We start from the raw sequence: 24,783 nt of genomic DNA, 5'->3' as shown, positions 1-24,783 counted from the left end.
TGTTGAAGTAAGAGGCTGCACAGCAGGCCGCTGAGCTGCTCGAGCACGCCATCCTTCTGGCATTTGGCGGAGTAGCCGTAAACATCCCTAGGGCGGGAAGTCGCGCGGCAGGTAGCGCCACAGCACACCAGTCCCGTCTGCATACAGATCGCATCCCTGATGGTGCCCGGTCGTGCCGGGGTGGGCGGCCAATGTTCATGCCGCGTCAACGACCTCGGCCCGCCAGGCGGAATCATCGGCTCGATCAACTCCCAACGGGCATCGGACAGAACGCTCGGGTACGAACTGCGATTACTCACGCCCTGTACCTGGCGCCCGGCGGAGTTCACACGTCTCCGCAATCAACTGACTCGCACCAATTGAGGCTGCCACCGAGAGATCGAGCCACCATCGATAGGTTTGCTGTCGGTTGGCAAATGTCCAGACATTGGGGGTGGACAGTCACATCCATCGCCCGCATCTCGCTAAGTGCTGCCAACCGTCCTGTACTTCGATGGGAAAAGCCTTCCCATGTTGCTTGCGACGCCCGAATGATGATTGCATCGCGCCGACGCGGTGACGGTCAGTCACCACATAGAGCCATGCCCGTAATCGCCAACACTTGGAGATCGTCGCCCCGGCGCAACAAAGGACGAGAACCGAGAACGGCAACCGCCTACCCCGGACCGGCGGTGTGCGCCGGCCAGAAGGGAGCAACGTGGGTTGCTCGCACGCCGTAGAATGTCCCCTTTTCCCCCTACTTAGGGCGAGCTTGCAGGGATGGCGCGACTACTACTGCGACAGCGAGGATCGGTGGCGCGAGTGTGCCCGCTACCAGGTTTCACTCAGAGGTGAGCGCGTGCCCATCAGCCTGCTGCCCAACGGACACCACGCGCACCACCTCAGAGGCGAGGCCGACGAGAACCGGTCCGACGCTGCCAACCCAAGGCAGACACCCCCGCAGGCCCCGCCGTCACAGCCCCATCCCTGGTCATCAGAGACCGCGTCTTGGTCCCAACCGGCCCCGGCCCGACCACCAGAGCCGTATGGACCTGGAACCGCGGCACCGGAGAGCACAGCCCAGTTTGAAACGGCACCCCCGCCACCGGCCTGGCATCACCAACCGTCACCACCCACACACGTGAGCCAGCCACCAGATCACCCCGCTCCACACAGACGGCACGCGCCCAGCTCGAAGCGCGGCTGGTGGGCGCGGCTCGTCGAATGGATGAAGGGCCCCGCATGAGTACCTACTGGCCCTGGTGGGCAGGCGCTATCGGGCTCGCTCTCATCACCATCGCCTACACCCTCGCCACCGATCGATCTTTCGGGGTGTCGTCGGCGTGGGATCGCGTGTTGCACTGGCGCAGCGAACGCCACCTCGAGCGGCTGGAGGAGCAGTTCACCGACGATCAGGCTCTCGCCGACGCGCTCGCCGCAGCCACCGCCGAGCACTTCGGAACGGAACCGGGCGCACCCACCGCGCAGCAGGTTCCGTATGGGGAGACACAGCCGCGCCCGGACGTCGAGGAGACGGCGGGTGAGAGCCCCTCGGTCACGAGCCTGCGCCCGGTCCCGGTCGTCACCCAGGCTGCCCTGCTGGTGTCGATTTTCATCGGCGGATGGATCGCCGCGGTCACTTCCGGGCGGTTCCAGCTCCGCTTCGATATGGGCCCGGGTTTTCGGAACCTGGTCACCGCCAACCCGACCGTCATGATCGCCCTGTTGTTCGTGGGAGGTGTACTGGTCGGCTTTGGCACGCGACTGGCCGGCGGGTGCAGCTCCGGCCACGGACTCAGCGGCTGCGGCCGGCTACGCCCGGTCAGCATCGTCGCGACCGCCGTGTTCTTCGGTACCGCCGTCGCGGTGTCGTTCCTGCTGTGGAAGGTGATCTGATGCGTACCCGGGGCGCAGTTCTGCTGACCAACATCATCACCGGACTGGCCCTTGGCTACACCGTCACCAACATCGGGTTCGGCGACTACGCCGAACTGAACCGCATGTTCACCTTCCAGGATCTGCGCATGCTTCTCGCCTTCGCCGGCGCCGTCGTGATCATCGTCTGCGTGTTCGCTCTGCTGCGGGTCCGCCGCAACCCCGGGCGCATCCACGTCGGCGTGATCCCCGGGGCGGTGTTGTTCGGTACGGGCTGGGCGATCTCAGGTGGGTGCCCGGCAATCCCGATCATCCAGGTCGCCAGCGGGTACCTGCCCGCCTTGGTCACCGTCGCCGGCGTCGTCGTCGGTATCCGGCTGTGCCGCTGGGCCAACGCCCGGTACTTCCACCTCGACCGCGGCTCCTGCGGGCTATAACCAAGGGCGCCCCACCGACACGGCCACCAAACAGGAGCTCTCCTTTTTGGCGATCTCCCCCGCCCTGCATGTACTCGCGGACGGCCGCGTTGTCGCCGCTGGCCTGGGCGGGCTGCCTGGTCGAGGGAGCGCCGCTGGGCGGTCGAGCCCTCGTCTCGCCGCGGCCGTGGCCGGTGTCGCGGGTGCGGCCCTGCAGCGGGATCTGTTTCCAGGGAAGGGATTTGAGCTGCTTGTGGAGCTTCTTCTGGTTCCCTTTCGCGATCACGACGTAGTGCGCGCCCCAGCCGAGCAGGTAGCTGGCGTGCTCACGCTGGGTGTGCATGGCGTCGCTGGTCACGACCACGCCCGCCAGGTCGGCGAGGCTCTCCAGCAGAGGCTGGAAGCAGGTGATCTCGTTGGTCTTCTCGCCAACGTCGAGTTGGGCCAGGACCAAACCGGAGAGGTGGTCGCAGGCGGCGAGCAGATGAATCTTGCGGCCCGTGGCCCTGGCGGCTCCGCGCAGGGTCTTGCCGTCGACCGCCACTGCGTGCAGCTGACCGTCGGCCCCAGCGCGCCGGTCGGCCAGCCAGCGGCCCACCGCCCGGTCCAGCGCGTCGCCGTCGATGCGGCCAAGCAGCCGCCGCACCGTCGCCTCCGCGGGCAGGCACCGCTTCGGGGACAGCGGATCGGGCCGTACGCCAAGGCGCTCCAGGACGGACGGCGGGGCGTCGTGATCCACTCACCCACCGCCAGCAGGGAGGTCGCTCCGGCCAGAACCGCACACGCGGTCAGCGCAAGCACGACGACCAGAGCGTGCCGTACGCCGCGCGGATCACGAGGGTCGGGCACCTCGGCCAGTCGCTCCAGCAGCCCCGGGATCTCCTCGGGTACGGCCCCGGGATGCTCGCGGAGTTGGTCAAAGGCAAGCGGGATCGGCGATGACGCGTCGGTAGGCACGGTTCATTCGCCCGCGGTGTCCTCGGCCTCCCAGCGCAGCAGGTCGCCTGGCTGGCACTTGAGCACCTCGCAGAGCGCGGCGAGCGTCGCGAAGCGCACCGCCTTGGCGCGGCCGTTCTTGAGTACCGCCAGGTTGGCGGGCGTGATCCCTACGCGGTCCGCGAGGTCGCCCACGGACATCTTCCGCCTGGCCAGCATCACGTCGATGTCGACGACGATCGGCATCAGATCACCTCGTCCAACTCGGCCTGCATCTGCGCCGCTTCGACGTCGCGCGCGACGGCCTGGGCGAGCAGCATCCGCAGCACGAGCACGATGAGCGCGACTCCCAGGATGGCCACGCCGACCCCGCCCATGATGACCGTGACGCCCGGGTCGTCCCGCTGGCCCGGCGCATTGAGGGCCGTGACCGCGAACCACGCGAGGGCAGCCGCGACGGTCGCGCCGATCACGATGTCCACGTACCGGAAGGCGGCATGGGAGAACACGGTTCCGCGTCGCACCATCGACACCAGCCGCCATACGCAGACCACGGCGACCTGGACCGACACCATGCCCAGGATCGTGATCACGCGCAGCGGGGTCAGCGGAAGCGACCCGTCCTCCGGATCGCTCCCGGTGACCAACGCCCACACCATCCCGGCCTGTACGAACACGGTGCCGGCGAGGATCACCACGAGCACGGCGCGCAGCGCACCCACTGTCAGCTTTCCCATGATCCATCCTCCCATCGATTTGCGATGGGAATCTATCGACTTTCGATAAGTGAAGCAAGGGCCGGTACGGAGGTGGACGGCGGTCTCGCGCCATGGCGGAACACCGCCGCCCCCTCCCATGGCATGGCGTGCACGCGAAGGTTCTTGATCTCGTCGAAGTTGGCCTCGCTAGGCCACAAACCGGACGCCATCCGACTACGCCGAAGCCTTGACTCTGTGGTCACCGGTCACCGCGGCGGCGGACGCGGCGGCGGGTAAGGGCGAGAGGGGATACGGCCGGCAGCTTCGGTCCGAGCTGATGATGCTTTCCGCGCTTCCGGTCGCGGAACTGCGTGGTCAGGCGGATGCACTCGCCCGGGAGATCCGCGAGGTCGATGTGCGGATCCAGCTGGCGATTTTGGCGGCGCCCCTGCATCTATCGCGAACGAGACTTCCGCGAAGCCAGGTCGTTTGAGAACGCTGGCCACGACGGTCTCAAACGACCTGGCAGCCGCGCAGGTCAGCAGTCCACCACACGCCAGACGCACTGCGACAGGACAATGCAGCTCGCGCCTGTACCTCATTTCGCGTTGAACGCCGACGCCTGGAAGGCCAAGCGGCCGCGCCGGGAACAGCCGGTCCGGCGGCACGGTTGCATCGACCGAGGGATCGGCGCCGCATGGGCGGGAACACGGAGACCACAAGGTCGTCCGCCCCACCAGGATCCGGGCCCCCAGGATCGCGGTACGCCCGCCGCACACCCGGACCAAGACGTATTTCTGCAGGAGGACTGTTTCATGACTGACCGGCCCTTGACGCTCATGGCAGTACACGCCCACCCCGACGACGAGGCCACCGGAACCGGAGGGATCCTTGCGCGGTATGCCGCGGAAGGCATCCGCACGGTTCTCGTGACGTGTACCGACGGCGGTTGCGGTGACGGACCAGGAGGTGTCAAGCCGGGCGATCCCAGCCACGATCCGGCGGCGGTCGCCTTGATGCGGCGTCAAGAACTCGAAGCGAGCTGTGACGTCCTGAAGGTCAGCGATCTGGAGACGCTGGACTATGCCGACTCCGGGATGATGGGCTGGCCGAGCAACGACGCCCCCGGATCCTTCTGGCAGACCCCCGTGCAGGAAGGCGCGGCCCGACTCGCGGAACTCATGCGGCACTACCGACCTGATGTGGTCGTCACCTACGACGAGAACGGCTTCTACGGCCACCCCGACCACATCCAGGCCCACCGCATCACGATGGCGGCGCTGGAGATGACCGCGCTGGCACCGAAGGTGTACTGGACCACGATGCCCCGCTCGATGATGCAGCGGTTCGGCGAGATCATGCGCGAGTTTCATGAGGACATGCCGGAGCCGGATCCTGCCGAGGCCGCCGCGATGGCCGAGATCGGCCTCCCCGACGATGAGATCACCACATGGGTGGACACGACCGGGTTCAGCGGTCAGAAGTTCGACGCGTTGGCGGCGCACGCCAGTCAGGGCGAGAACATCTTCTTCCTCAAGATGGGCAAGGAGAGGTTCGGCGAGTTGATGGGCATGGAGACCTTCGTACGTGTCCAGGACGCCACCGGCGCGACCATACCCGAGAACGATCTCTTCGCCGGACTGCGCTGATCCGCCCGTCCGAACGGCCGGGAAAGCGCATCGACCACACGGCGCTATCGAGCGGGTCACACACCCGGAGGCTTGTCCACACGAGTTCCGCTCCGGCAGCCCACGTCCAGACCCTCGCCGGCGGCGTCAACGCGTGCCCGCACTTCCGACCCGACACCGCGCTCGTCCCCAAACCACCTGGCAGCCGCAAAGGTGGGAGACCCTGCGGGCTGCTGACTCGGAAGGTGCGCGACAGCCCAGGTCACGGCCCGGCGGTCTGCTCCGATCAAGACAGACCGCCGAGGAAGCGACACGAAGCTGAGGCTCCGATGTCCGACAAGCCGTGAGGCAACGGAAGAAGCAGCAGGTCACGAGGGTGGTCTCCGACACCAACCGCGAGACCCTACAGGCCATGGGGGGTCCCAGATTTCGTGGCACAGTCTCAGCCGCGATGGCACAACGGTGGCGCTTATACCGCCGTTGTGAGACTCCGAGCTCGCGACCGCCGTCAGTCGCCTCCGCCATCATCAAGAAGGACATCGTCAGCCGCATAGAACATGCCGTGACCCAGCGCGAGTGGGCGGAGCGGATGGCTGCTGACGCCGGCCCTGAAGAGATGCCGCGGAACTGATACACGGTCACGCGCTGGCACGAAGCTCGGTGGACTCGTCCGGAGATCTCCAGCTTGCCACCGGTGACGTGGGCGGTGAAGCACCACCACGAACAGCAACAGCGCGAATGCGAGGCCGCAGGCACCGCGTGGCGGCACAGCGGGCACGGGTTCACCACTGGGCAGGGCAGACCGATCGACCCGACCAACCTCACCCGCGCCCTCACCACGCTCCTCCGCAAGGCCCACCTCCGCCGCTTCCGCTTCCACGACCACCGAGACAGCCAACAGTGACGGCGACGAACCGCACCGCCGCCCTGCACCGCCCTCGTCCGTTGACGTTGCCGTCAACTACTGCCGTTACCCATGCCGAAGCCCCGCCAGGACGGGGCTTCGGATTCGCTGTTGCCTATTTTGCTTCGATCATCTCCCGGGAAACCTCCATCAGCGCCGCCATCAATGCCGTCGCGTATTCCCCTTGCTTATCCGACGGATCAATCCGTGCACCCGACTGCGAAGCCCAGTCCAGACCGAGAGAGCAGTTGCTGTTGTGAACGAGAACCGGCGTAGGCCCGCCAGCACACAGTACGTGTGCCGGCCGACCCCCTCCCTACCTGCGCTTTCACAGGTCAGGCGAGGTTTGCTGGTCCGTCGATGTCCATTGACTTCCAGAAGCAGGAGAAAGTCCTCTTGTGCGAGTGAACCATCGGCCGCCCTGGCGCGAGCCACATGCAGCACATCATCGAATTGGAGCAGAAGCTCATCCGCCCCTACGCCCGATTCCTGCAAGTACGCCGCTTGACGGTCCGATGTAGCGCCGAGCAGGCCCAACACGGCCAGACTCCACTGGCGAAAGTCCGCTAGCATTTTCACCGGTCACCGGATGATCCCTCCCAGGTCCCCTTCAGGGCCTACAACCCTCCAATAGGCGCCGGGGCCGTGATGACCCCCACCGGGATTCATCTGAGCAACGCCCAGTTGGGTCTCCGCCTTCCGTGTACTCGCTCATCACCCAACCGCCATTCAGCGTTGCGCCCCTTCCGCCTACGGCGTCGAGGCGGGCCACTCGCGCCAGACGGTCCTGAACGCCCTCACCTTGTCCTCCGCACTAGGGCTCGTCCGGCGGATCATGGGCCGAGCCAGGGCCGGACCGAGGCGAGGGCCGGCCAGTGCCCTAATCGTGTTGACCGCCCCCGGCAGGCAGTGCTGGAGTCGGCACGTGGACAGCATCCCCGCCAACCGGCGGCTTTGGAACCAGATCAGCAGCGCCTACCAGCACGAGCACGACCCGCAAATCGGCGCCACACCCCGGCTGTGGGGCATGTACTCCATCCCCGACGCGCACCTGCACGCCCTGGGCGACGTCACCGGCAAGCGCGTCCTCGAACTCGGCTGCGGCGCCGGCCAGTGGTCCAGGGCGCTCGCCGCCGAGGGCGCCACCGTGGTCGGGCTCGACCTGTCCGAAGCCCAACTCGCCGCAGCGGCCCGCGCGATGGGAGCGGCCCGCTACCCGCTAGTGCAAGGCGCCGCCGAACAACTCCCCTTCGCCGCCGACAGCTTCGACCTGGTGTTCTGCGACTTCGGTGGGCTCAGCTGGGCGCCCCCGCACCTGGCCGTCCCGCAGGCCGCACGCGTCTTGGGCCGAGGCGGGCGCCTGGTGTTCAACGTCGCCAGCCCATGGTTCGAAGTTTGCTACGACGAAGCCGCCAGCCGCGTGACCACGACGCTGCAGCAGGACTACTTCGGGCTGAACACCATCGCCGAAGACGACGGCGCGACCAGCTATCAGCTCACCTACGGCGACTGGGTCAAGGTCCTGCGCGGCGCGGGTCTCATCATCGACGACCTCATCGAGCCGCGGCCCGAACTCGGAACGCCCAACGGCTACAACGAAACCGACCCACCCGACTGGGCACACCGCTGGCCGGCGGAACTGCTCTGGGTAACCCACAAACCGTAAGTTCCGACGCGCCGAGACGTGAAGGCATCCCCTCGCCGGGCAGGCCTAGGGCCTGTCCGGCTGATCATGGGCGGAGCCAGAGCCGGATCGAGGCGAGGGTGACGGCCCCGTGGAAGACGTAGGCGCGTCTGTCGAAGCATGTGGCCACGGCCCGGAAGTTCTTCAACGCGTTGATCGTCCGCTCCACTTCGTTCCTGCGTTTGTAGATCGTCTTGTCGAAGCCGGCGGGCCGTCCGCCCCTGCTGCCGCGTCTTTTGCGGCGGGCCCGCTGATCTCGGGGCTCGGGAATGGTGTGCTTGATCTGGCGACGTCGCAGGTAGCGGCGGTTGCGCCGGGAGGAATACGCCTTATCGCCGCCCAGGTGGTCGGGCCGGGTGCGCGGATGCCCGCCACCCGGGCGGTGGACACGGATGCGTTCCATGACCGGGATGAGCTGCGGGGCGTCGCCCCACTGGCCCGGCGTGATCAGCAGCGCCAGCGGACGGCGTCCGCCTCACCGGCCAGGTGGATCTTGCAGGTCAGGCCGCCCCGGGAGCGTCCGAGTCCCTCGTCTGGGCGGTGGTGCCGGGGCGTGCTTCTTTTCCCGGCACCCGCGGAGGTCTCCTGCGCGCTCCCGCCGCATGCATCCGGGATCTCAGCACGTCGACCTCACAGCCCGGCGCGAACGGGTCGAAGCCGTGCTCGATCAGCCAGCGAACTGCCAGCAGGCTTCGCAACGACCACCACGCGTGGATCACGTCGAGGTCGATGTCGATGCCATAGCCGGCGATGACGTCGTCGAGGTGCTCCTCGTGTCCGAGCGTGAAGGTGGCGAGGTCGTACAGGGCATCACCCTGGCCCGCCTCGGACCAGTCGATGATGCCGGTGACCTCGTCGCCGTCGACGAAGACATGCGCGATCTGCAGGTCGCCGTGCGTGAACGCCGGAGTCCACGGCCGGAGCGCGGCCTCGGCGACCTGGCGGTTGCGGGTGACCAGGTCGGCGGGCAGGACGCCGTTCGTCACGAGCAACTCGCACTCGTCGTCGAGTTCCGCCGCCAGCGCGACGATGCTCCGGCCGGCCCGGCCCGGCCGGGGCGGCAGGGGCGCTTCGTGCAGCTTCCGGATGGCGGCGCCCGCCGCGGCCCACGCCGCCGGCGACCCGGTCGACGGCCCGCCGAGGCGCCCAAGCGTCGTCCCCGGGAGTGCGGCGATCGCGAGCACGGGCGGCTTGCGCCACAGGACCTCCGGGGTCGGGACCGGCGCGAGAGACATCGTCTCGACCTCGACGTCGATGCGCGCCTGATCGGCGTCCACCTTCAGGAACACGTCGCCGACGCGCAGAGTCGCGCGCTCGGAATGGGCGACGACGACTTTGACCTCATCCATGGGCGACCAGTATCCCGGGGACGTTCGCCGACGTCGCCGGGTTTATCGCGTGCGATTACGCGGCTGACCGCGTCCCGCTACCCAGCGGCCTCGTGAACGACACAGACTCTGACCAGGTCAAGCCCACCACTTCTGTTAGGAGTCCTAAGTCCGTTTCTGGTAGAGGCCCCGTCCGGGTTGGGTGGGGAAGCCCTGGCGGGTGAGGCGCCCGAGGCGACTGCGGGTGACGTTCATGGCTGGGTCGTCGGTGGGCATGCCGAGGAGTTCATGCAGGTCACGGACCCTGAATGTCTGATCGGGGTGCTGGTTGAAGGCGTTTAAGATGGCCTGGTAAGCGGCAGTCGGCTCGGGTTCGGCCCGGGTCGGTGCGAGTTCCGCGATGACCTTCCGGGTCGTGGTGAGTTCGGCCAGACGCGCCTCGGTCTCGGCCAGGGCGGCAGTCAGATGCTCGATCTGGTCGCGCAGTTCGCCGGCCCGAGTGGTGGCCTCGTCGTGGCGGGCCTGGAGGTCCGCCAGGAGTTCGATGACGTTCACGCAGTCACCTGGAGGTCATCGCGCCAGGTAGGTGCGGGCGTGGTGAGGCGGCGGGCCATGTTCGCGGTGGAGGCCCAGTAGACGCGTGAGGCGGCGCTGTCGGGTCGGTGGTCGTACTCGCGGGCCAGGCGCCTGTGCAGCATTAAGGTGCCGTTGACCTGCTCAACCACCCACCTTTCCGGGTGCGGGACGAAGCCGGTGTCCTGGCCGGCCCGGTTGCGGCGGACGACCTCGACGGTGATGTCCTGCATCGCACCATGGATGATGACCTCGTCCTTGAACCCCTGGTCCACCAGGGCCTTCTCCAGTCGGTACCCGCACCGTTCGGCCGCTTGCTCGAGCAGGGCACTGCCAGCGGTGTTGTCGTGGGCGGATGCGGCCAGGACGACCACACCGATAATCAGTCCCATGACGTCGACGGCCAGTCCCCGCTTGCGGCCTGGCGTCCTCTTGTTCGCGTCCAGCCCCGTCGTGCTCTTCGGCACACCCGCGGCCGCGCGCACGCACTGGGTGTCGATGACCACGAGGGACGGGTCCTCTAATCGGCGGGCCTTCTCCCGCACCTGGCAGCGCAGGAGTTCCTGGATCCGCTGGTCAAGTCCGTCCTCGCGCCACAGAGTGAAGTAGTAGAACACCGCCGACCAGGCCGGGAGGACCCGCTTCCACGACGTGATCATCGGCTCGATCACGCCCACTGCTCGTCAGATAAGTCGCTCGGGTAGGGGCTTGCTCCATGCCTCGCATCTCAATATGCCGATCAGTTGGGCCGTACGACGACCAGTACCACGAACGAGCGATCATGAACCGAGAGGGAAGGAACGTAACGGGGCTGTTGCGGCGCGGAAGGCGCTGGGGCTCACGCCCCGATGGCGTTTGAAGGCGGCGCTGAAGCCGAAGGCATCGGCGTAGCCGACAGACTTGGCGATCTGAGCGATGGAGGAGTCGGTGTCGGACAGGAGTGCCTCGGCCTCGTCCATACGGCATTCGGTGAGGTAGGCCAGCGGCGGGCGACCCATCACCTCGGTGAAGCGTTTGGCGAACAGCGCTCGGGAGACACCGGATTCGGTGGCGAGCGCCTCTACCGTCCATCCCTTGGAGGGCCGGGCGTGGAAGGCTTCGAGGGCGGGGGCGAGGATCGGGTCGGCCAGGCCGCGGTACCAGTCGGGGGCTTCCGAGCCCGCCCGGTCGAACCAGCTACGCAGCGTGCACACCAGGGCCCAGTCCAGCAGTCGGTCCATCAGAGCCTGGGAGCCGGCCGAGCGCAGGGCGGCGTCAGCGGCGGCCGTCTCCAGCCAGGCGCAGACCTCTGTGCCCTCGTTGATCACGAGTACGGGCGGCAACGCGCGGAGCAGTCGTTCATGGCGATGGCCCGAGGCGCGGTAGGCGCCCACGATCAGTGCGGTTGCTCCGTCCGGTTCGTTGCCCCAGCGGATGCCGCCGAGGTCTTGGGCAGTGCATTCGGCATCCGCTGCGAAGCACGCGATTTCGTACTCGACGTGTGGACGGTCGAGGGTGGCCGGCTGGTCCACGAGGTGAAATGTGTCGGGGCTGCGCACGATGGCCGTGTCGCCGACGCCGACCGCTTGTTCGGCGCCGTCGGGCAGCAGCAGGATGCCACCGCCCCGCAGCACGCTGACCATCGTGAGCGGGGCCCCGTCGGCGAAGCGAATGGTCCAGGGCGCTTCCAGCACGGCGTGGCTGACGACCGAGCCCTCGGCCCGGATGCCACTGAGCAGCGCACTCAAAGGATCCACGGATGCCATCGTAGACGAACTCCTATGCAGCGGAGCGTTTCTCCCATGGATCATCTAATTGATCACGGGTGTACTGGACTGGTCGAACTGACCGAGACCAGCCAGGAGAAACCGTGTCGCACCGCAGCAGCGCTGCCAGGACCGCCCTTGTGGTCATCGCGCACCATCGGGCCGATTCTCTCACCGCGCACACTGCCCGCCGTACCGCCGCGCGACTCGAGACCGCCGGATACCGCGTCGACCTGCTCGACCTGCACGCCGAAGGGTTCGACCCGCGGATGAACGTGGCGGACCAGCCGGACTGGGGCAACCGGGAGAAGCCGTACTCGGACGAAGTCCAGGCCCATATGCAGCGTGTTCTCGACGCCGACGTCGTCGTCGCCGTGTTCCCCGTGTACTGGCAGAGCGTGCCCGCCCTCCTCAAGGGCTGGATCGATCGCGTGTGGAACTACGGATTCGCCTACGGCCGCAGCAAGCCCCGCCTAGCGGGCAAGCGCATGCTGTGGCTGGGCCTGGCCGGCGCTACCTCCGACGACCCCATCACAGAGGGAATGCAGGCCGTGCTGGAGACCAACCTGAGCGAGGGCATCGCCTATTACTGCGGATTCTCCTACTCCTCCGTTGCCCTGCTCCCCGACGCCGAGGAGCGCCCGCAGCGCATCGATGCCGAGGGCAATCTGCTGGTCGGCGACGCGGTTGCGGGAGCCGAGCGCGAGGCGCAGTATGCCGAGTTCGACCGCCGCGCGCGGAAGGCCGTGGAAGGGTTCCTTACGGCGGAACTGGTGGCGGCCGCAAGGTGACCGGTGCCAGGCTGGTCGAGACAATCGACGCGGCCGCCGGGTGTGAGCCAACCGAGCTGTTTGCCGACAAGCCGAAGCAGGTTAAGAAGTACGCGGCCTTGGCGCGGACCGTGCACTGCGGGCACTGGACCTCGCAGACGCGGAATGGCTGCGGCAGCTGCTCGACGACCCGGCCCTTACGGTCGTACGCGAGACGGCCGTCGCGCTGCTGCCGTCGGCGAAGGAACTGCCCGCCGACTGGCTGCTGGAGCGCATCAGCTCCGAGCGGCCCCGGCACGCTCGGGTCGCCGCATTCCGGCTACGCGACTTGCGGCGGGGTCGTGGCGCTGCGAGGGACGGTCAGGCTGCTGGAGGACCCGGGCGCGAAGCTGCGCATTGCTCGACGGAGCCGGCATCTCTTCAACGACCACGTGCTCCTGCGGCGCAAGCGGGAGGCAGGGTTGGACGGCTGAGTTCACCTGACGAGAGTGAAGTGCCGCGCTGGCGCCTTCGCGCAGCGCCTGCGGCGGCCGTCGTCGTTCGGAGGGGCAACGGTCTGAGGGCTATCGTCGAAGACACGGGCGTTCCAGACGTCTCCGTCGCGGTGCAGGTGGCCGTGGAGTTCGTGGGTGCGCGGAGATCCGCCGTTGCGCCACTGGTGGTGGTGGAAAAGAGCGCGGAGGTCTTCCAGGGCAGGCGAGTCGGGGGCGTCCGCGATGTGCTGCTGGCCCGTGGTCACGACCGCGTGGGCGGTGCCGCCGGACGCGAAGGAGCTGACTCCGATGCCGACTCCATCGTCGAGAGTGGTTTCCAGCAGGAGAGGCACATGTTCACGAGACTGCTGTGGTCTAGGCAGCGCGTGGGGCGCCGCCCCTTGGGCGGCTGCTCGCGGCCGGACAGCTCCGAACGTGGCCCGTCCCGCCAGCCGTCACCGAGCGCGCCGGGGGGATCGTGGCCGTACCCGGCGCGCCAGGGAAGCCGTTCGCCCCCGCACTCCGGCCGCCGTCAGTCCTCCCCCATATCCGCATGCTCGACGTACCGTCCGCAGCGCTGATCCTCAGCGGCGCCCCTTGCCGCCCCGTCTGCCGTTCCCTCGGTGGCCGCGCTGCCGGAGGCGGCCGATGTGGGACTTCCGTTCCCGGGGCATACGGTCGGCGATGGCCTGCAGGTCCGCGAGGCCATGCTGGTCCGGGTGGCCGGAGGCCAGGGCTGCTCGGAGGGCCTCTTCGGCGTCGCGCCCCTCGTGGTGCAGCATCTCCCCCAACCCGTCGGCGCCGGTCGCCTCATAGAGCTGCAACAGGCTTTCGGCGACCATGAGCAGGCTTTCCGGTTCCGTCAGGTCCTCGGGGGTGAGGATCTCCCGGCGGGCAAGGAGGCTCAGCGTGGTGGGAGCGATCGACGGGTCCGAGCGCAGGCTGCGCAGCAGGAGTTCCCCGTCGTCGAGCGATGAGGCGAGGACGTCCAGCATGGCCTCGGCGCGGGTGCGGAACGGCATGGCCCGCACCGCGTGGACGAGTTGCTCCAGCGCCGCGGGGTGGCCGCCGTTGGCTGCGATCCATGCGGTGAGCTCCGTCCGGGCGGACTCCGGGTCGTAGTGGTCGGCGAGAACGCCCAGGAGGCCGGCCGGCGGGGCCTGGGCAAGCTCGCCGATCAAGGGGGCGTCCCGGCCCTCGGCCAGCAGCCGGCGGTGCACGGAGTCCGTTCCGAGGTCGGTGAGGCGGATCAACTCGACAGGGCCCGCGCTCAGTTCGGACTTCAGTCTCCGGCTCCGCCGGGTGGCCTCGTCATCCAACAGATCGTCAACCGAGAGGGGGTCATCCAGGAGGTCGTCATCGACGTCATCGAAGTCCTCGGCCGACATTCCGGCCCACACCTCGGCCTCGTCCTGGTCCTCGCTCAGCGCCAGCTCCCCGAAGACAGGTTCTGCCATTCCCTGGTGGCACTCGATCGCCCCGAGTTCCTCCAGAGCTCCCAGCAGCCTGCGGAGATCGCTGTCGGCGTCGGACTGTTCCCGTCCGACGGAATCCGCGGAGTCCCTGGCGAGGACTCCTGGCAGGGAACTCGAGCGGTAGGCGAGACGCACGGTCTCCCGCAGCCCCGGCCAGGGCATGGGGTACGGCAGGCTGTAAAGGGTTGCCAGTACGTCGGGCAGGATGACGTCGTACAGGTCATACGCGGCGTACTCGTCGAACAGCACGGAAGCTCCGTACCTGTCGCGGCGCCCGCCCCTCACGGGGCTGCGCAGCTCGCCGAACGCCTCGAACGCCCGCCGCCACAGTTCAAGAGGGTCGTTCAATATGGGCTGCGCCTTCGCCACCGCGTACAGCCTCCCCTTGGCGACTCGTATCAGCCTGGCCTTCTTCGCCCACTCCACGAGGAGGTCGAGGCGCGGCAGGTCCGCGGACGTGCGGATCGAGTCGGTGCTGTCTCCGGTGTCCAGGCGCTCTACGAGTTCCCTGGCGTCGGACAGACGCAGTCTGCCGGAACCGGTGAGCGTCCGGCCGTCGCGCCCCGCCCACTCGGCCAGGGCGCGAAGCTGCCGCACGATCGGTGACCGGTCGGCCTGTTCCCGTAGGACGTCGTCGCCCGGGAGCGCGACCGGGAGCTGCGGCTCGGACCGTACGGGCCCGGAGCTTCGCATCTGCCGATCCACGATGGCCTGCAGTACGTCGGGGTCGTAGGGCACCTCGCCAGACTGTGCCCGCCCCACGAAGTCCTGCAACGCCGGCTCGTCCTGGACGTCGGCACCCTGCTCCGCCGCGGTCGTGATCCAGAACTTCGCCAGGCCCCAGCGGCTGCGGTCGGCCATCGCCTCCGCGTAGCGGGGCGCCGCCCCGTCGACGGCCGCCAGCGCCTCGGACAGGGACGCTCCTCGGGGATCCGCGAGCTGGACGGCGTGGAGGTAGCGCAGCAGGGCACGCAGCGTGCCGGGCGCGTCGGCGGGCTCCTCGTCGGGAAGGACGGTCACCGTCCGCGGAGCCCAGTCGAGCAGAAACTCCTCGATGTGCCGCTGGTCCCACAGTCCCAGCCTGCCGTCCGGCGTACCGAGGTGGCGGTATTCCAGCGCGGCCTCGGCGACGAACGGATCGGCGTCGATCCCGTTCTCCACGGCCCACCCGTCGAACCGGTGGAGAAGCAGACCGCAGGCCGCCTCGTACTCGTGCTCCTCCGCGGGATTGAAGATCATCCGCATGGTTTCCCGCACTGGCCTTTCGCCGGGCTCTGTCTCCGCTGCCCTGCCCACGCTACCGGCCGTGGCGGGCACACCGGGACCAGAAGAGAACTGACGGGGGCGACACCCTGGAAGACGGGGGCGACACCCTGGAAGACGGGGGCGGCACCCTGGAAGAGGGGGCAGAGAAGGTGTGAGCGCGGGAGAGGAGGCGTGATGCGGACCAGCGACGAGATCTTTCACCGGGTCCGCTGGGACCCGCGGTTCGACCCGGCCCGGTTCGTGCTGGGCATCAGCCAGCGCGGCGCCGCCCCCAAGCGCATCGCGCTGACCTCCTTCGTACCCGGGGGCGACATTCCATGGCACCGGGTGGTGTTCATCGAGGCGGACGGCGAGGTGGTCTGGGACCGGGCCACGGGTATGGACCGCATCGACGCGTCGAGCGCGGGCCGGGTGCGGGGCTCGCGCCGGCTCCGGGCCGCGGAGGGCTGGTACGCGTCCAACCAATACGGTGACCAATACGGTGTGGACACCGACCTGAGCCGTGACCCGCGCTTCGGCGGGAAGAGCGAGCCCACCACCGTCCTCGACCCCGCCGCCCTCGACGTATACCCGACCCCCCGTACGGCTGTGGCCTGGATCCCGCCTTCCGAGCTGTGGGCGCCGATCCAGGACGTCCGCCAGGACTACGATCCCCAGATCCACCGCTGGCCGCCCCACGTCAATCTGCTCTTCGGCTTCGTGCCGGAGTCCGACTTCGAGCGGGCGGTCCCGCTGGTCGCCGCGGCAGCGGCCGAGACGCCGGTGTTCACCGCCCGGCTGGACGGGGTGCGCACCTTCCGGCACCGGGCGTACTTCACGGTGTGGCTCGACCCGGCGGCGTCCGGGGCGGCGGCGTGGGCGGGCCTGTACCGCGCACTGCAGCAGCGGTTTCCGCGCTGCCGTGGGCGCGGTAAGAGTTTCACCCCTCACTTGTCGCTGGGCCGGACCCAGGAACCGCAGCGGGTCACCGCCGACTGCGCCACCCGGCTCGACGCCATGACGGTGACGATCTGGGAGCTCGTCCTCCTCTCACGCAGGGGCGACGGACAGATGCGGCCGCGGGTCACGGTCGCTCTGGGCACGGGGGAGGTGCGCCGCCTCCCTGAGCCCGGCCCTGATGAGCCGGGCCCGGAGGACGCGGGCTGGCTCTCCGGAATCACCGACAGGTGAGGCATGCGATCGCCTGGGAGGGAGAGCGCGAGCACCCCGTCCCTTGCCGTGCGGCCCCTGCTGGATTCGGGTTCGAAGATCATCCGCAGGACGAACCGGCCTTGCCTTTCGCCGTACGCTGTCCGTGCCCTCGCGCTGTCGGCCGAGCCCATCTCGAGCCCAGGCCACTAGACCCAGCAGACCCCACCAGCCCCAGCAAAGGCACCGATCATGGATCCAGCTGCCGCGGACCGCCAGCCCGGCACCGGCACCGACACCGGTGCCGGCACCGGCACCGGCACCGGCATCAGCCTGCGCCAGCTGCTGATGTCCCTGGGTGAGCCCCTGGTCGAGCTGCAGACAGCCCCCGCCGGGCTGGACATCGTGATCCGCAGTGTCGCCCTGCTCGATCCCGAGGACCCCCCGGTCGCACGTCCGGGCGAGCTGGTCCTCGCCATAGGCGCACGCGGCCGCGCCGCGTTCCCGGCGCTGCGTGCCGGTGGGCGGGACGGAGCCGCCGCCGTCGCGGTCAAGCTGGACTCGCCCGGCCAGGCCGCCGCCCTCAGCGAGACCGCCGCCGAGGCAGGGGTCGCCCTGCTCTCCGTACGCAGTGAAGCGCGCTGGGAGCAGGTGGACGCCCTGGCCCGCGCTGCCCTCGACAACGCGCCGCCGGCTCACCCTGGCGAGGGGGTCGAGGAGGGCGACCTCTTCGCGCTGGCCCAGACCACCGCCGTACTCACCGGCGGCATCGTCAGCATCGAGGACACCGCCCACCGGGTGCTGGCCTACTCGCGCTCCACGGACTCCGACGAGGTCGACGACCTGCGGCGGCTCTCCATCCTGGGCTGGCAGGGACCCGAGGCATATCTCGCGAAGCTGCGCGAATGGGGTGTCTTCCAGCACCTGCACGCCTCAGACGAGGTGATCCGCATCGACAGCCACGCCGAGCTGGGCATCCGCCGCCGCCTCGCGGTGGCCATCCGCTCCGGGAACCGGCAACTGGGCACCATCTGGGTGCAGGAGGGCGCAGCGCCCCTGACCGAGCGCTCGGAACAGGCGCTGCTGGGCGCGGCGCGGGTCGCCGCGCTCCACCTGGTACGCCGCCGCCGGGAGCTCTCCCCGGACCTGACGCTTACGTGGACCCTGTTGGCCGGCCTCCTGGAGGGCAGCACCAGACCGCAGCCGCTCGCCACCCACTTGGGACTGGACGCCTCACGCCCCACCGCCGTCCTGGGCTTTTCGTACGAGGCGGCCGACGTCACCACGCCGGAGCTGACCCGCACCGAGGTCACCAACCTGATCTCGGTGCACACCGCCGCACATCACCGCAGCGCCCTGGTCACCCAGATCGATCCCCGGATCTACGTGCTCCTGCCGCAGTTGCCGCCCGGCGTCGACGTCGGCACCCTGCGGAGCTGGGGGCAGGAGATCGCCGACGCCGCGCACCGCCACCTGGGCCTGTCGCTGCGGGGCTCGGTCGGCTGCATCGTGCCCGGGCTCGCCCACGTACCCGAGTCGCGTCGCGAGGCGGACCGCATCCTCGACGCCCTGGCGAGCGCCGGCGCCGCCGGGACCACGGTCGCGGCGCTTGCCGACATCGAGGCGGAGGTGCTGGTAAGTGAACTGGTGGCCCTGCTCTCCGCCCACCCCGACATACGGGACTCACGACTGACAGCGCTGGTCGCGCACGACAGTCGGCACCAGGGGCAGCTGGCCGAGTCCGTCCTCGCCTACCTGGACGCCTTCGGCGACGTGCGGGCCGCCGCCGCCCAGCTGCACGTGCACCCGAACACGCTGCGCTACCGGATCCGCCGGGCCGAGCAGTTGACCGGTCTCGACCTGAGCCGTCCTGACCAGCGGCTGCTGGCCATGCTCCAGCTGCGGCTGCCGCCCGCCATCTGATACGGCGTCAGTCCGCGCGGTGCGGCAGTGCCCTTCCCTCTGGCGGCAGTCCTGTCCTTTTCCGGCAACAACCGGACCGACCCGCGACCGATTCAACCCATATGCCCGATATGAGGGTTGGTCAGCTGCACAGCGTTCAGGGCTGAACTTCGTCACGCTCGACAAGCACGCCGCCCCACCCCTCCACATAGGCTGCTCAAATCCCCGATCCGAAGTGATGCAGCTCACCTCTCACGAGGAGGAGGAACGCAGCGCAGACGTGGGGTATCCGCCACACCACCGGCGCCGGAGTCCCGCCTCGGCCAGGGTGTTGCGACGTGCGGAACCAGTACGGGCCGTGATCGCCGTCTGTGACCCGCCCGGCTCGCTCGTCCGCCCGCTGCCCTTGCCCTCGGATGCGAGCCACACCTGCGCCTGATCCCGCCCGCCCAACTCCCTGGAAGTCCAGATGACTACACGTCCCCCCAGCCCGGTGACCACCGCCTCCCCTCCCCCCACGGGCACCCAGCCTCCTCACGCGTCGGGTCTGCAGGCCGGACTCAAGAACCGCCATCTGTCCATGATCGCTATCGGCGGGGTCATCGGCGCCGGCCTCTTCGTGGGTTCCGCCTCCGGCATCGCGGCGGCCGGTCCTGGCATCCTGCTGTCCTACGCCCTGGTCGGCGCCATGGTCGTCTTCGTGATGCGGATGCTCGGCGAGATGTCCGCGGCCAACCCCAGCTCCGGCTCGTTCTCCGCCTACGCGGACCGGGCGCTCGGACGCTGGGCCGGCTTCTCGATCGGCTGGCTCTACTGGTTCTTCTGGGTCGTGGTGCTCGCCGTGGAGGCGACCGCCGGGGCAGTGATCCTGGAAGGGTGGATCCCGGCCGTACCGCAGTGGGCCTGGGCTCTGATCGTGATGGTCGTGCTCACCGCCACGAACCTGGCATCGGTCGGCTCCTTCGGCGAGTTCGAGTTCTGGTTCGCGGGCATCAAGGTCGCGGCCATCGCCGCCTTCATAGTCGTCGGCGGTCTGGCGGTCTTCGGTGTGCTGCCCGGTTCTGACAACGCCTCAGCCGGTCTGAGCAACCTCACCGCGCACGGCGGCTTCCTGCCGAACGGGCCGAGCGCGATCCTCACCGGTGTGCTGCTGGTGGTCTTCTCATTCATGGGCAGCGAAATCGTCACCCTCGCCGCCGGTGAGTCCGCCGACCCGCAGCGCGCGGTCACCAAGGCCACCAACAGCGTGATCTGGCGGGTCGGCGTCTTCTACCTGGGCTCGATCTTCGTCGTGGTCTGCCTGCTGCCGTGGAACGATGCGTCGATCGCCGAGAAGGGCTCGTACGTCGCGGCCCTCGACTCGATCGGTATCCCGCACGCCGGCCAGGTCATGAACGTCGTCGTGCTCACCGCCGTGCTCTCCTGTCTCAACTCCGGCCTCTACACCGCCTCCCGTATGGCCTTCTCGCTGGGCCAGCGCGCCGACGCCCCCCAGTCCTTCGCGCGGACGAACGCACGCGGCGTCCCGCAGGCCGCGATCCTGGCCTCCGTCGCCTTCGGCTTCGTCGCAGTCGCGTTCAACTACCTGTGGCCCGACACGGTCTTCCGGTTCCTGCTGAACTCCTCGGGCGCGATCGCGCTCTTCGTGTGGCTGGTCATCTGCTTCTCGCAGCTGAGGATGCGCAAGATCATCCTCCGCGAGGACCCCGAGAAGCTCGTCGTCCGGATGTGGCTGTTCCCGTATCTGACCTGGGCGACCATCGCACTGATCACGTTCGTGCTCGGCTACATGCTCACTGACGACGGCGAGGGCGGCGGACGGATCCAGGTGCTGCTGTCGGTGCTTCTCGCCGCGCTGGTCGTCGCGGTCGCGCTGGTCCGGGAGCGGCTCGGCCGGAACGCCGACGACCAGGCGGTCAGCCGCCACTGACGGACGACGGCGAGTGGTACGCACGAGGGGCCTGCCGACGCTTGAGCGCGGCAGGCTCCTCGGTTCGCTCCGTCGCCACGGTCTGGGCCGACCTGTCGGGAACCGGAGCGTAGGGCGCCGGTGGCAGAGACTGATCACTCCAGTCCCGCCCGCCGCCACCCTCCGTCATGATGAGCCCATGCGAACCCTGGGGATCGACCTCGCCGCGAGCCCGCCGACCACGGCGGCCGCAGTGATCGTCTGGGAGGGATCGACCGCCGTCGTCGAGCCCCCGCGGCTGCGGTGCACCGACGAGGAGCTGGTCGGGCTCCTCGCCGGACTCCGGCCCGGTGACCACGCCGGGGTCGACTGTCCCTTCGGCTGGCCGATCCCCTTCGTCGAGGCCGTCTCCGCGCACGCGGCCGGGAGGCCATGGCCGGGGCGGGGCACCGACAGCGCCACGCACCGCGCCACGCTGCGCCTCCGCCGTACCGACCTGCTGACCCACCGGGCACTCGGCGCAGGGGCCCGTCCGCCGCTGTCCGTGTCCTTCGACAGGCTCGGCGCCACCACCGCCCGCTGGGCGCATCTCGCCGACGCGCTCGCTGCCCGGGGTGTGGAGGTGGAGCGGACCGGAACAGGCGGGGTCGTGGAGGTCTACCCCGCCGCCGCGCGGCTCCGCTGGGCGCTCGGCAGCCCACGCTCGATGGAGGTCCTGCTCGCGACGGCACCGCAGCTGAGGTGCGAGCCGCGCGTCCAGGAGCTGTACGACCGCAGCGAGCATGCCTTCGATGCCCTGATCGCGGCCCTGGTGGCGCGCGCCGTCGCGCTCCGGCTCACCGCACCGCCCGGGGACGAGGACCGGGCCGCCGCCGAGATCGAGGGGTGGATCCATCTGCCGCCGGAGGGCAGCCTGCCCCTTCTGTTCTGATGCGCCGGGATGCCCCCTCGGCGAGCGTGACATCCCCACGTGGCATCCGCAGGGGAAAGGCGACGATGGTGGTGGTGAGGAGCTTTCGTCCGGATACGCGGGGAGCTGGGTGTGATGCATCCGGAAGGTGCAGCGACGCGGCACGGTGGTGTGCCGCGCGGCGGCCACCGCGGTGTGCCGCACACCGCGGACCTGCGGGTGGAGGCCTGGGCCCCGACCCGTGAGGAGTGCCTGGCGCACGCGGTGCGCGGTGTCTGCGAGTCGTTCCTGGATCTGACGGGAGCCGCCCGTGTCCGCACCCGGGATGTGGTGATACGGGCGGACAGTGACGCGGACCTGCTGGTGGGCCTGCTCGACGAGATCGTGTACTGGCTCGACACCGCCGACGAGGTACCGGTCGACGTGGAGCTGGCCCCTGTCCCCGAGGGTCTGCGGGCCGGCCTGCACATGGCTGACGCCTCGTCACTTCCCGTGACGGGGGCGGCGCCGAAGGCGGTCACGCTGCACGACCTGGACATCTCCCACCGCCCTGAAGGCTGGACCTGCTCGGTGACGCTCGACGTGTGAGTGCCCTGATCACGTGGATCCCTGCGCACGGCGGCATCTGGCGCCTCGCCCGTGTGATCCCTGAGCACGGAACGCATCCGTACTCCTGACCCGTGGAAGAGGGATTCGGGAGCAACCTTTCCGAGCGGGAGCTGCGCCGGGCGGGCCGCATGCGGCCCGATGGCCGCACCACATCAAGGAGTGAACGTCCATGGCAGTGTGCGAGGTCTGCAACAACGACTACGAGATGGCCTTCGAGGTACGGGCGCAGGGAGCCGTCCACGTTTTCGACAGTCTCGAGTGCGCGGCCCAGAAGATGGCCCCGACGTGCACCAACTGCCAGTGCCGCATCCTCGGCCACGGCATGCAGGCCGACGGACAGTTCTTCTGCTGCGCGCACTGCGCCCGCCAGCAGGGCGTCGGGCAGCTGGTCGACCACGCCTGAGCCCGGCCGGCTCCCCGTGCACTGGCGGGATCCTGCTCGTACTCCCGAGGATCTCGTACGGGCCCTGCGCGCCGCAGGGATCGCCGACGAGCGTCTGCTCCAGGCCGTGCGTACGACGCCGCGAGAGCAGTTCGTCCCCGGCGGCCGTGCGGCGGCGGCGTACGACGACGTACCCGTGTCGATCGGCCACGATCAGGTGACCACGCAGCCCTCGCTGTCGGCCATGATGATCGAGGGCCTCGGCCTCCGCGGGGACGAGCACGTACTGGAGGTCGGCACCGGTCTCGGCTTCCAGACCGCGCTGCTCGCCCGGCTGGCCGCCGACGTGGTGAGCATCGAGATGTGGCCGGACGTCGCCGCGCAGGCCCAGCGCAACCTCGAGGGTCAAGGCATCCGGAACGTCGAACTGCGCGTCGGCGACGGCAGCGGCGGCGTGCCCGACCGTGCTCCGTACGACGCCGTCATCGTGTCCGCCGCCTTCCCCGAGGTCCCCGCGCCGCTGATCGAGCAGCTGCGGCCGGGCGGCCGCCTCGTACAGCCCATCGGTCCCGGTGGGAACGAGGAGGTCATGTCGTTCCGGCGCACGGCTTCAGGGCTGGACGAGGGGCGGCTGGTGACGGCGGCCCGTTTTGTACGCCTGCGGGGGCGGTACGGCTTTCCCTGATCCGATGCGTCGCCTCGGCGTCGCCACCGCACGTACGCTCGAAGCATGGACATCACGCTGGTCCAGGACGGCCCGTTCCGCTTCCGTATCGACCAGCAGGATCCGATGCGGGTGCCCGGAATCGTCTTCGCCACGCGGGACCTGCTGCCCCAGGCGGCCGGGGACAAGGCGCTGGAGCAGGTGGTGAACGTGGCGACGCTGCCCGGCATCGTCCGTGCCTCCTTCGCGATGCCCGACGTGCACTGGGGCTACGGCTTCCCGATCGGCGGAGTCGCCGCCACGGACATCGACGACGCCGGTGTGGTCTCGCCGGGCGGGGTGGGGTTCGACATCTCCTGCGGCGTACGGCTGCTCGCCGCCGACATCGAGCGCGATCCGCTCGCCCCGAACATGCGGAGGCTGATGGACATCCTCGGCGACACCATCCCGCGCGGCATGGGACGCGGCGGGCTGTGGAAGCTCAAGGGGCGTCCCCAGATGGACGAGCTGCTGGTGGGCGGCGCCCGGTACGCGGTCGAGAGCGGCCACGGCGTACCGCGCGACCTGGTGCGCTGCGAGGACTACGGCGTGCTGGACGGGGCCGATCCGTCGCAGGTCGGGCAGCGGGCGGTGGACCGGGGGCTGCAGCAGGTGGGCAGCCTGGGCTCGGGCAACCACTTCCTGGAGGTGCAGGCCGTCGACCGGGTGTACGACGCGGAGACGGCGGCCGCCTTCGGCCTCAGGCCCGACCAGGTCTGCGTGATGATCCACTGCGGTTCGCGGGGCCTCGGGCACCAGGTGTGCACCGACCACGTCCGCGTCATGGACCAGTCGCTGAAGACGTACGGCATCCGCCTGCCGGACCGGCAGCTGGCCTGCGTGCCCGTCGACTCGCCGCCCGGCCGTGCGTATCTCGGGGCGATGGCGGCCGCCGCCAACTACGCCCGCGCCAACCGGCAGCTGCTCGCCGAGGCCGCACGCCATGCCTTCGCCGTCGCGACCGGGGTGGACGTGGACCTGGTGTACGACATCTCCCACAACACCGCGAAGATCGAGAGGCACGAGGTGGACGGTGCCCGGCGCCGGCTCTGCGTCCACCGCAAGGGCGCCACGCGGGCGCTGCCGCCCGGCGACCCGAGCCTTCCGGAGGACCTCGCCGGGGCCGGCCAGCCCGTACTGGTCCCGGGCACCATGGGCACCGCCTCGTACGTGATGGTCGGCACCACCGGGAACGACGCGTTTCGGTCGGCCTGCCACGGAGCGGGGCGGGTGTGGAGCCGCCATCAGGCCCTGCGCAGGGTCCGCGGTGAGGAACTCCGCAGCGAACTGGAGTCCCAGGGAATCGCGGTCCGGCCGTCGTCGTGGCGCGGGCTCGCCGAAGAGGCACCCGGCGCCTACAAGGACGTCGACGCGGTCGCCACCGCCACGGAAGGGGCGGGGCTGGCCCGGCTGGTCGCCCGACTGCTGCCGCTCGGCGTCGTCAAGGGGTGAGGCCGGGGGCGTGCCGGGGTGAGGGCGGGGCCCGCCGG

Annotated in this window: 20 protein-coding genes and 6 pseudogenes; 15 read left to right on the top strand and 11 right to left on the bottom strand. The window is 69.3% G+C overall.

What is annotated here, in order from left to right:
- Positions 1-1,221 precede the first annotated feature (1,221 nt).
- Positions 1,222-1,875 carry a YeeE/YedE family protein gene (locus tag STSP_RS31765; protein WP_067284465.1) on the top strand — a complete coding sequence of 218 codons (654 nt, stop codon included), beginning with the start codon at positions 1,222-1,224 and terminating at the stop codon, positions 1,873-1,875.
- Positions 1,875-2,291, top strand: a complete 417-nt coding sequence (locus STSP_RS31760) for a YeeE/YedE thiosulfate transporter family protein (RefSeq protein ID WP_067284464.1) — start codon at positions 1,875-1,877, stop codon at positions 2,289-2,291. The genes STSP_RS31765 and STSP_RS31760 overlap by 1 nt, the downstream gene beginning before the upstream one ends.
- On the opposite strand, the gene STSP_RS31755 is transcribed toward STSP_RS31760, so the two are convergent.
- From STSP_RS31755 to STSP_RS31745, 4 genes and pseudogenes are all read right to left on the bottom strand, one after another.
- The gene (locus STSP_RS31755; protein ID WP_067284463.1) at positions 2,200-3,009 is read right to left on the bottom strand and encodes an ISAs1 family transposase; all 810 of its coding nucleotides are present in this window, start codon (positions 3,007-3,009) and stop codon (positions 2,200-2,202) included. The two genes, STSP_RS31760 and STSP_RS31755, sit on opposite strands and share 92 nt — an antisense overlap.
- A 41-nt stretch (positions 3,010-3,050) precedes the next feature.
- A pseudogene (locus STSP_RS40590) lies at positions 3,051-3,119 on the bottom strand (hypothetical protein); the annotation flags it as partial.
- A 111-nt stretch (positions 3,120-3,230) separates the two neighbouring features.
- Positions 3,231-3,452 (bottom strand): helix-turn-helix domain-containing protein, encoded by a 222-nt coding sequence (locus STSP_RS31750; RefSeq protein WP_067284462.1) that lies wholly within the window; start codon positions 3,450-3,452, stop codon positions 3,231-3,233.
- Positions 3,452-3,943 carry a DUF2975 domain-containing protein gene (locus STSP_RS31745; protein ID WP_067284461.1) on the bottom strand — a complete coding sequence of 164 codons (492 nt, stop codon included), beginning with the start codon at positions 3,941-3,943 and terminating at the stop codon, positions 3,452-3,454. The genes STSP_RS31750 and STSP_RS31745 overlap by 1 nt, the downstream gene beginning before the upstream one ends.
- A gap of 220 nt (positions 3,944-4,163) precedes the next feature.
- Between STSP_RS31745 and STSP_RS41055 the strand changes: the two are divergent.
- From STSP_RS41055 to STSP_RS31725, 4 genes and pseudogenes are all read left to right on the top strand, one after another.
- Positions 4,164-4,397: pseudogene (locus tag STSP_RS41055) on the top strand (DIP1984 family protein); the annotation flags it as partial.
- A gap of 322 nt (positions 4,398-4,719) precedes the next feature.
- A complete protein-coding gene (locus tag STSP_RS31735; RefSeq protein WP_067284459.1) occupies positions 4,720-5,553 on the top strand; it encodes a PIG-L family deacetylase in 834 nt (277 codons plus the stop codon).
- Positions 5,554-6,235: 682 nt separating this feature from the next.
- A pseudogene (locus STSP_RS31730) lies at positions 6,236-6,427 on the top strand (site-specific integrase); the annotation flags it as partial.
- A 934-nt stretch (positions 6,428-7,361) separates the two neighbouring features.
- Positions 7,362-8,102, top strand: a complete 741-nt coding sequence (locus tag STSP_RS31725) for a class I SAM-dependent methyltransferase (protein ID WP_067284457.1) — start codon at positions 7,362-7,364, stop codon at positions 8,100-8,102.
- Between the two features lie 64 nt (positions 8,103-8,166).
- Here the strand turns inward: STSP_RS31725 and STSP_RS38825 are convergent.
- The 5 genes and pseudogenes from STSP_RS38825 to STSP_RS31700 form a co-directional block, all read right to left on the bottom strand.
- Positions 8,167-8,737 (bottom strand): annotated as a pseudogene (locus STSP_RS38825) (IS5 family transposase); the annotation flags it as partial.
- A pseudogene (locus STSP_RS31715) lies at positions 8,726-9,469 on the bottom strand (phosphotransferase family protein); the annotation flags it as partial. The pseudogenes STSP_RS31715 and STSP_RS38825, both read right to left, overlap by 12 nt.
- Before the next feature lie 144 nt (positions 9,470-9,613).
- Complete coding sequence (locus STSP_RS31710; RefSeq protein WP_067284455.1) at positions 9,614-10,003, bottom strand: hypothetical protein; 390 nt, start codon at positions 10,001-10,003, stop codon at positions 9,614-9,616.
- A pseudogene (locus tag STSP_RS31705) lies at positions 10,000-10,727 on the bottom strand (transposase); the annotation flags it as partial. The pseudogene STSP_RS31705 and the gene STSP_RS31710, both read right to left, overlap by 4 nt.
- A gap of 73 nt (positions 10,728-10,800) precedes the next feature.
- A complete protein-coding gene (locus STSP_RS31700; RefSeq protein WP_456300512.1) occupies positions 10,801-11,757 on the bottom strand; it encodes an AraC family transcriptional regulator in 957 nt (318 codons plus the stop codon).
- Between the two features lie 113 nt (positions 11,758-11,870).
- Between STSP_RS31700 and STSP_RS31695 the strand changes: the two genes are divergently transcribed.
- Positions 11,871-12,557, top strand: a complete 687-nt coding sequence (locus tag STSP_RS31695) for an NAD(P)H oxidoreductase (RefSeq protein WP_067284453.1) — start codon at positions 11,871-11,873, stop codon at positions 12,555-12,557.
- 454 nt (positions 12,558-13,011) lie between these two features.
- Here STSP_RS31695 and STSP_RS31690 read toward each other — a convergent pair whose 3' ends face one another.
- Both STSP_RS31690 and STSP_RS31685 read right to left on the bottom strand, forming a co-directional pair.
- Positions 13,012-13,362 (bottom strand): hypothetical protein, encoded by a 351-nt coding sequence (locus STSP_RS31690; protein WP_067284452.1) that lies wholly within the window; start codon positions 13,360-13,362, stop codon positions 13,012-13,014.
- Between the two features lie 231 nt (positions 13,363-13,593).
- Positions 13,594-15,723, bottom strand: coding sequence for a hypothetical protein (locus STSP_RS31685; protein ID WP_067284451.1), 2,130 nt, complete (start codon positions 15,721-15,723; stop codon positions 13,594-13,596).
- A gap of 201 nt (positions 15,724-15,924) precedes the next feature.
- On the opposite strand from STSP_RS31685, the gene STSP_RS31680 reads away from it, so the two are divergent.
- The 8 genes from STSP_RS31680 to STSP_RS31645 all read left to right on the top strand — a co-directional run bounded on the left by STSP_RS31680 (position 15,925) and on the right by STSP_RS31645 (position 24,745).
- The gene (locus STSP_RS31680; protein ID WP_067284450.1) at positions 15,925-16,920 is read left to right on the top strand and encodes an RNA repair domain-containing protein; all 996 of its coding nucleotides are present in this window, start codon (positions 15,925-15,927) and stop codon (positions 16,918-16,920) included.
- Positions 16,921-17,130: 210 nt separating this feature from the next.
- Positions 17,131-18,801 carry a helix-turn-helix domain-containing protein gene (locus STSP_RS31675; protein WP_232789867.1) on the top strand — a complete coding sequence of 557 codons (1,671 nt, stop codon included), beginning with the start codon at positions 17,131-17,133 and terminating at the stop codon, positions 18,799-18,801.
- A gap of 448 nt (positions 18,802-19,249) precedes the next feature.
- Positions 19,250-20,710 (top strand): amino acid permease, encoded by a 1,461-nt coding sequence (locus tag STSP_RS31670; protein WP_078067661.1) that lies wholly within the window; start codon positions 19,250-19,252, stop codon positions 20,708-20,710.
- 178 nt (positions 20,711-20,888) lie between these two features.
- Positions 20,889-21,620 carry a DUF429 domain-containing protein gene (locus STSP_RS31665; protein ID WP_067284448.1) on the top strand — a complete coding sequence of 244 codons (732 nt, stop codon included), beginning with the start codon at positions 20,889-20,891 and terminating at the stop codon, positions 21,618-21,620.
- 114 nt (positions 21,621-21,734) lie between these two features.
- Positions 21,735-22,187: an archease gene (locus STSP_RS31660; protein WP_067284447.1), complete on the top strand. Its 453-nt coding sequence runs from the start codon at positions 21,735-21,737 to the stop codon at positions 22,185-22,187.
- Between the two features lie 190 nt (positions 22,188-22,377).
- Positions 22,378-22,611, top strand: a complete 234-nt coding sequence (locus STSP_RS31655; protein WP_067284446.1) for a hypothetical protein — start codon at positions 22,378-22,380, stop codon at positions 22,609-22,611.
- Between the two features lie 16 nt (positions 22,612-22,627).
- A complete protein-coding gene (locus STSP_RS31650) occupies positions 22,628-23,275 on the top strand; it encodes a protein-L-isoaspartate(D-aspartate) O-methyltransferase (protein ID WP_067284445.1) in 648 nt (215 codons plus the stop codon).
- Between the two features lie 45 nt (positions 23,276-23,320).
- Complete coding sequence (locus STSP_RS31645) at positions 23,321-24,745, top strand: RtcB family protein (RefSeq protein ID WP_067284444.1); 1,425 nt, start codon at positions 23,321-23,323, stop codon at positions 24,743-24,745.
- Positions 24,746-24,783: the final 38 nt, after the last annotated feature.

Source organism: Streptomyces jeddahensis (genome assembly GCF_001642995.1).
Lineage (GTDB): Bacteria > Actinomycetota > Actinomycetes > Streptomycetales > Streptomycetaceae > Streptomyces > Streptomyces jeddahensis.
Note: the sequence above shows the minus strand (reverse complement) of the source record. Positions and strands in the feature narration are given on the sequence as shown.

Bases quoted from the DNA above. Each gene is read 5' to 3' on its own strand.
- STSP_RS31765 (WP_067284465.1), top strand. From the start codon at position 1,222: ATGAGTACCTACTGGCCCTGGTGGGCAGGCGCTATCGGGCTCGCTCTC.
- STSP_RS31760 (WP_067284464.1), top strand. From the start codon at position 1,875: ATGCGTACCCGGGGCGCAGTTCTGCTGACCAACATCATCACCGGACTG.
- STSP_RS31750 (WP_067284462.1), bottom strand. From the start codon at position 3,452: ATGCCGATCGTCGTCGACATCGACGTGATGCTGGCCAGGCGGAAGATG.
- STSP_RS31745 (WP_067284461.1), bottom strand. From the start codon at position 3,943: ATGGGAAAGCTGACAGTGGGTGCGCTGCGCGCCGTGCTCGTGGTGATC.
- STSP_RS31735 (WP_067284459.1), top strand. From the start codon at position 4,720: ATGACTGACCGGCCCTTGACGCTCATGGCAGTACACGCCCACCCCGAC.
- STSP_RS31685 (WP_067284451.1), bottom strand. From the start codon at position 15,723: ATGATCTTCAATCCCGCGGAGGAGCACGAGTACGAGGCGGCCTGCGGT.
- STSP_RS31680 (WP_067284450.1), top strand. From the start codon at position 15,925: ATGCGGACCAGCGACGAGATCTTTCACCGGGTCCGCTGGGACCCGCGG.
- STSP_RS31675 (WP_232789867.1), top strand. From the start codon at position 17,131: ATGGATCCAGCTGCCGCGGACCGCCAGCCCGGCACCGGCACCGACACC.
- STSP_RS31670 (WP_078067661.1), top strand. From the start codon at position 19,250: ATGACTACACGTCCCCCCAGCCCGGTGACCACCGCCTCCCCTCCCCCC.
- STSP_RS31665 (WP_067284448.1), top strand. From the start codon at position 20,889: ATGCGAACCCTGGGGATCGACCTCGCCGCGAGCCCGCCGACCACGGCG.
- STSP_RS31660 (WP_067284447.1), top strand. From the start codon at position 21,735: ATGCATCCGGAAGGTGCAGCGACGCGGCACGGTGGTGTGCCGCGCGGC.
- STSP_RS31655 (WP_067284446.1), top strand. From the start codon at position 22,378: ATGGCAGTGTGCGAGGTCTGCAACAACGACTACGAGATGGCCTTCGAG.
- STSP_RS31645 (WP_067284444.1), top strand. From the start codon at position 23,321: ATGGACATCACGCTGGTCCAGGACGGCCCGTTCCGCTTCCGTATCGAC.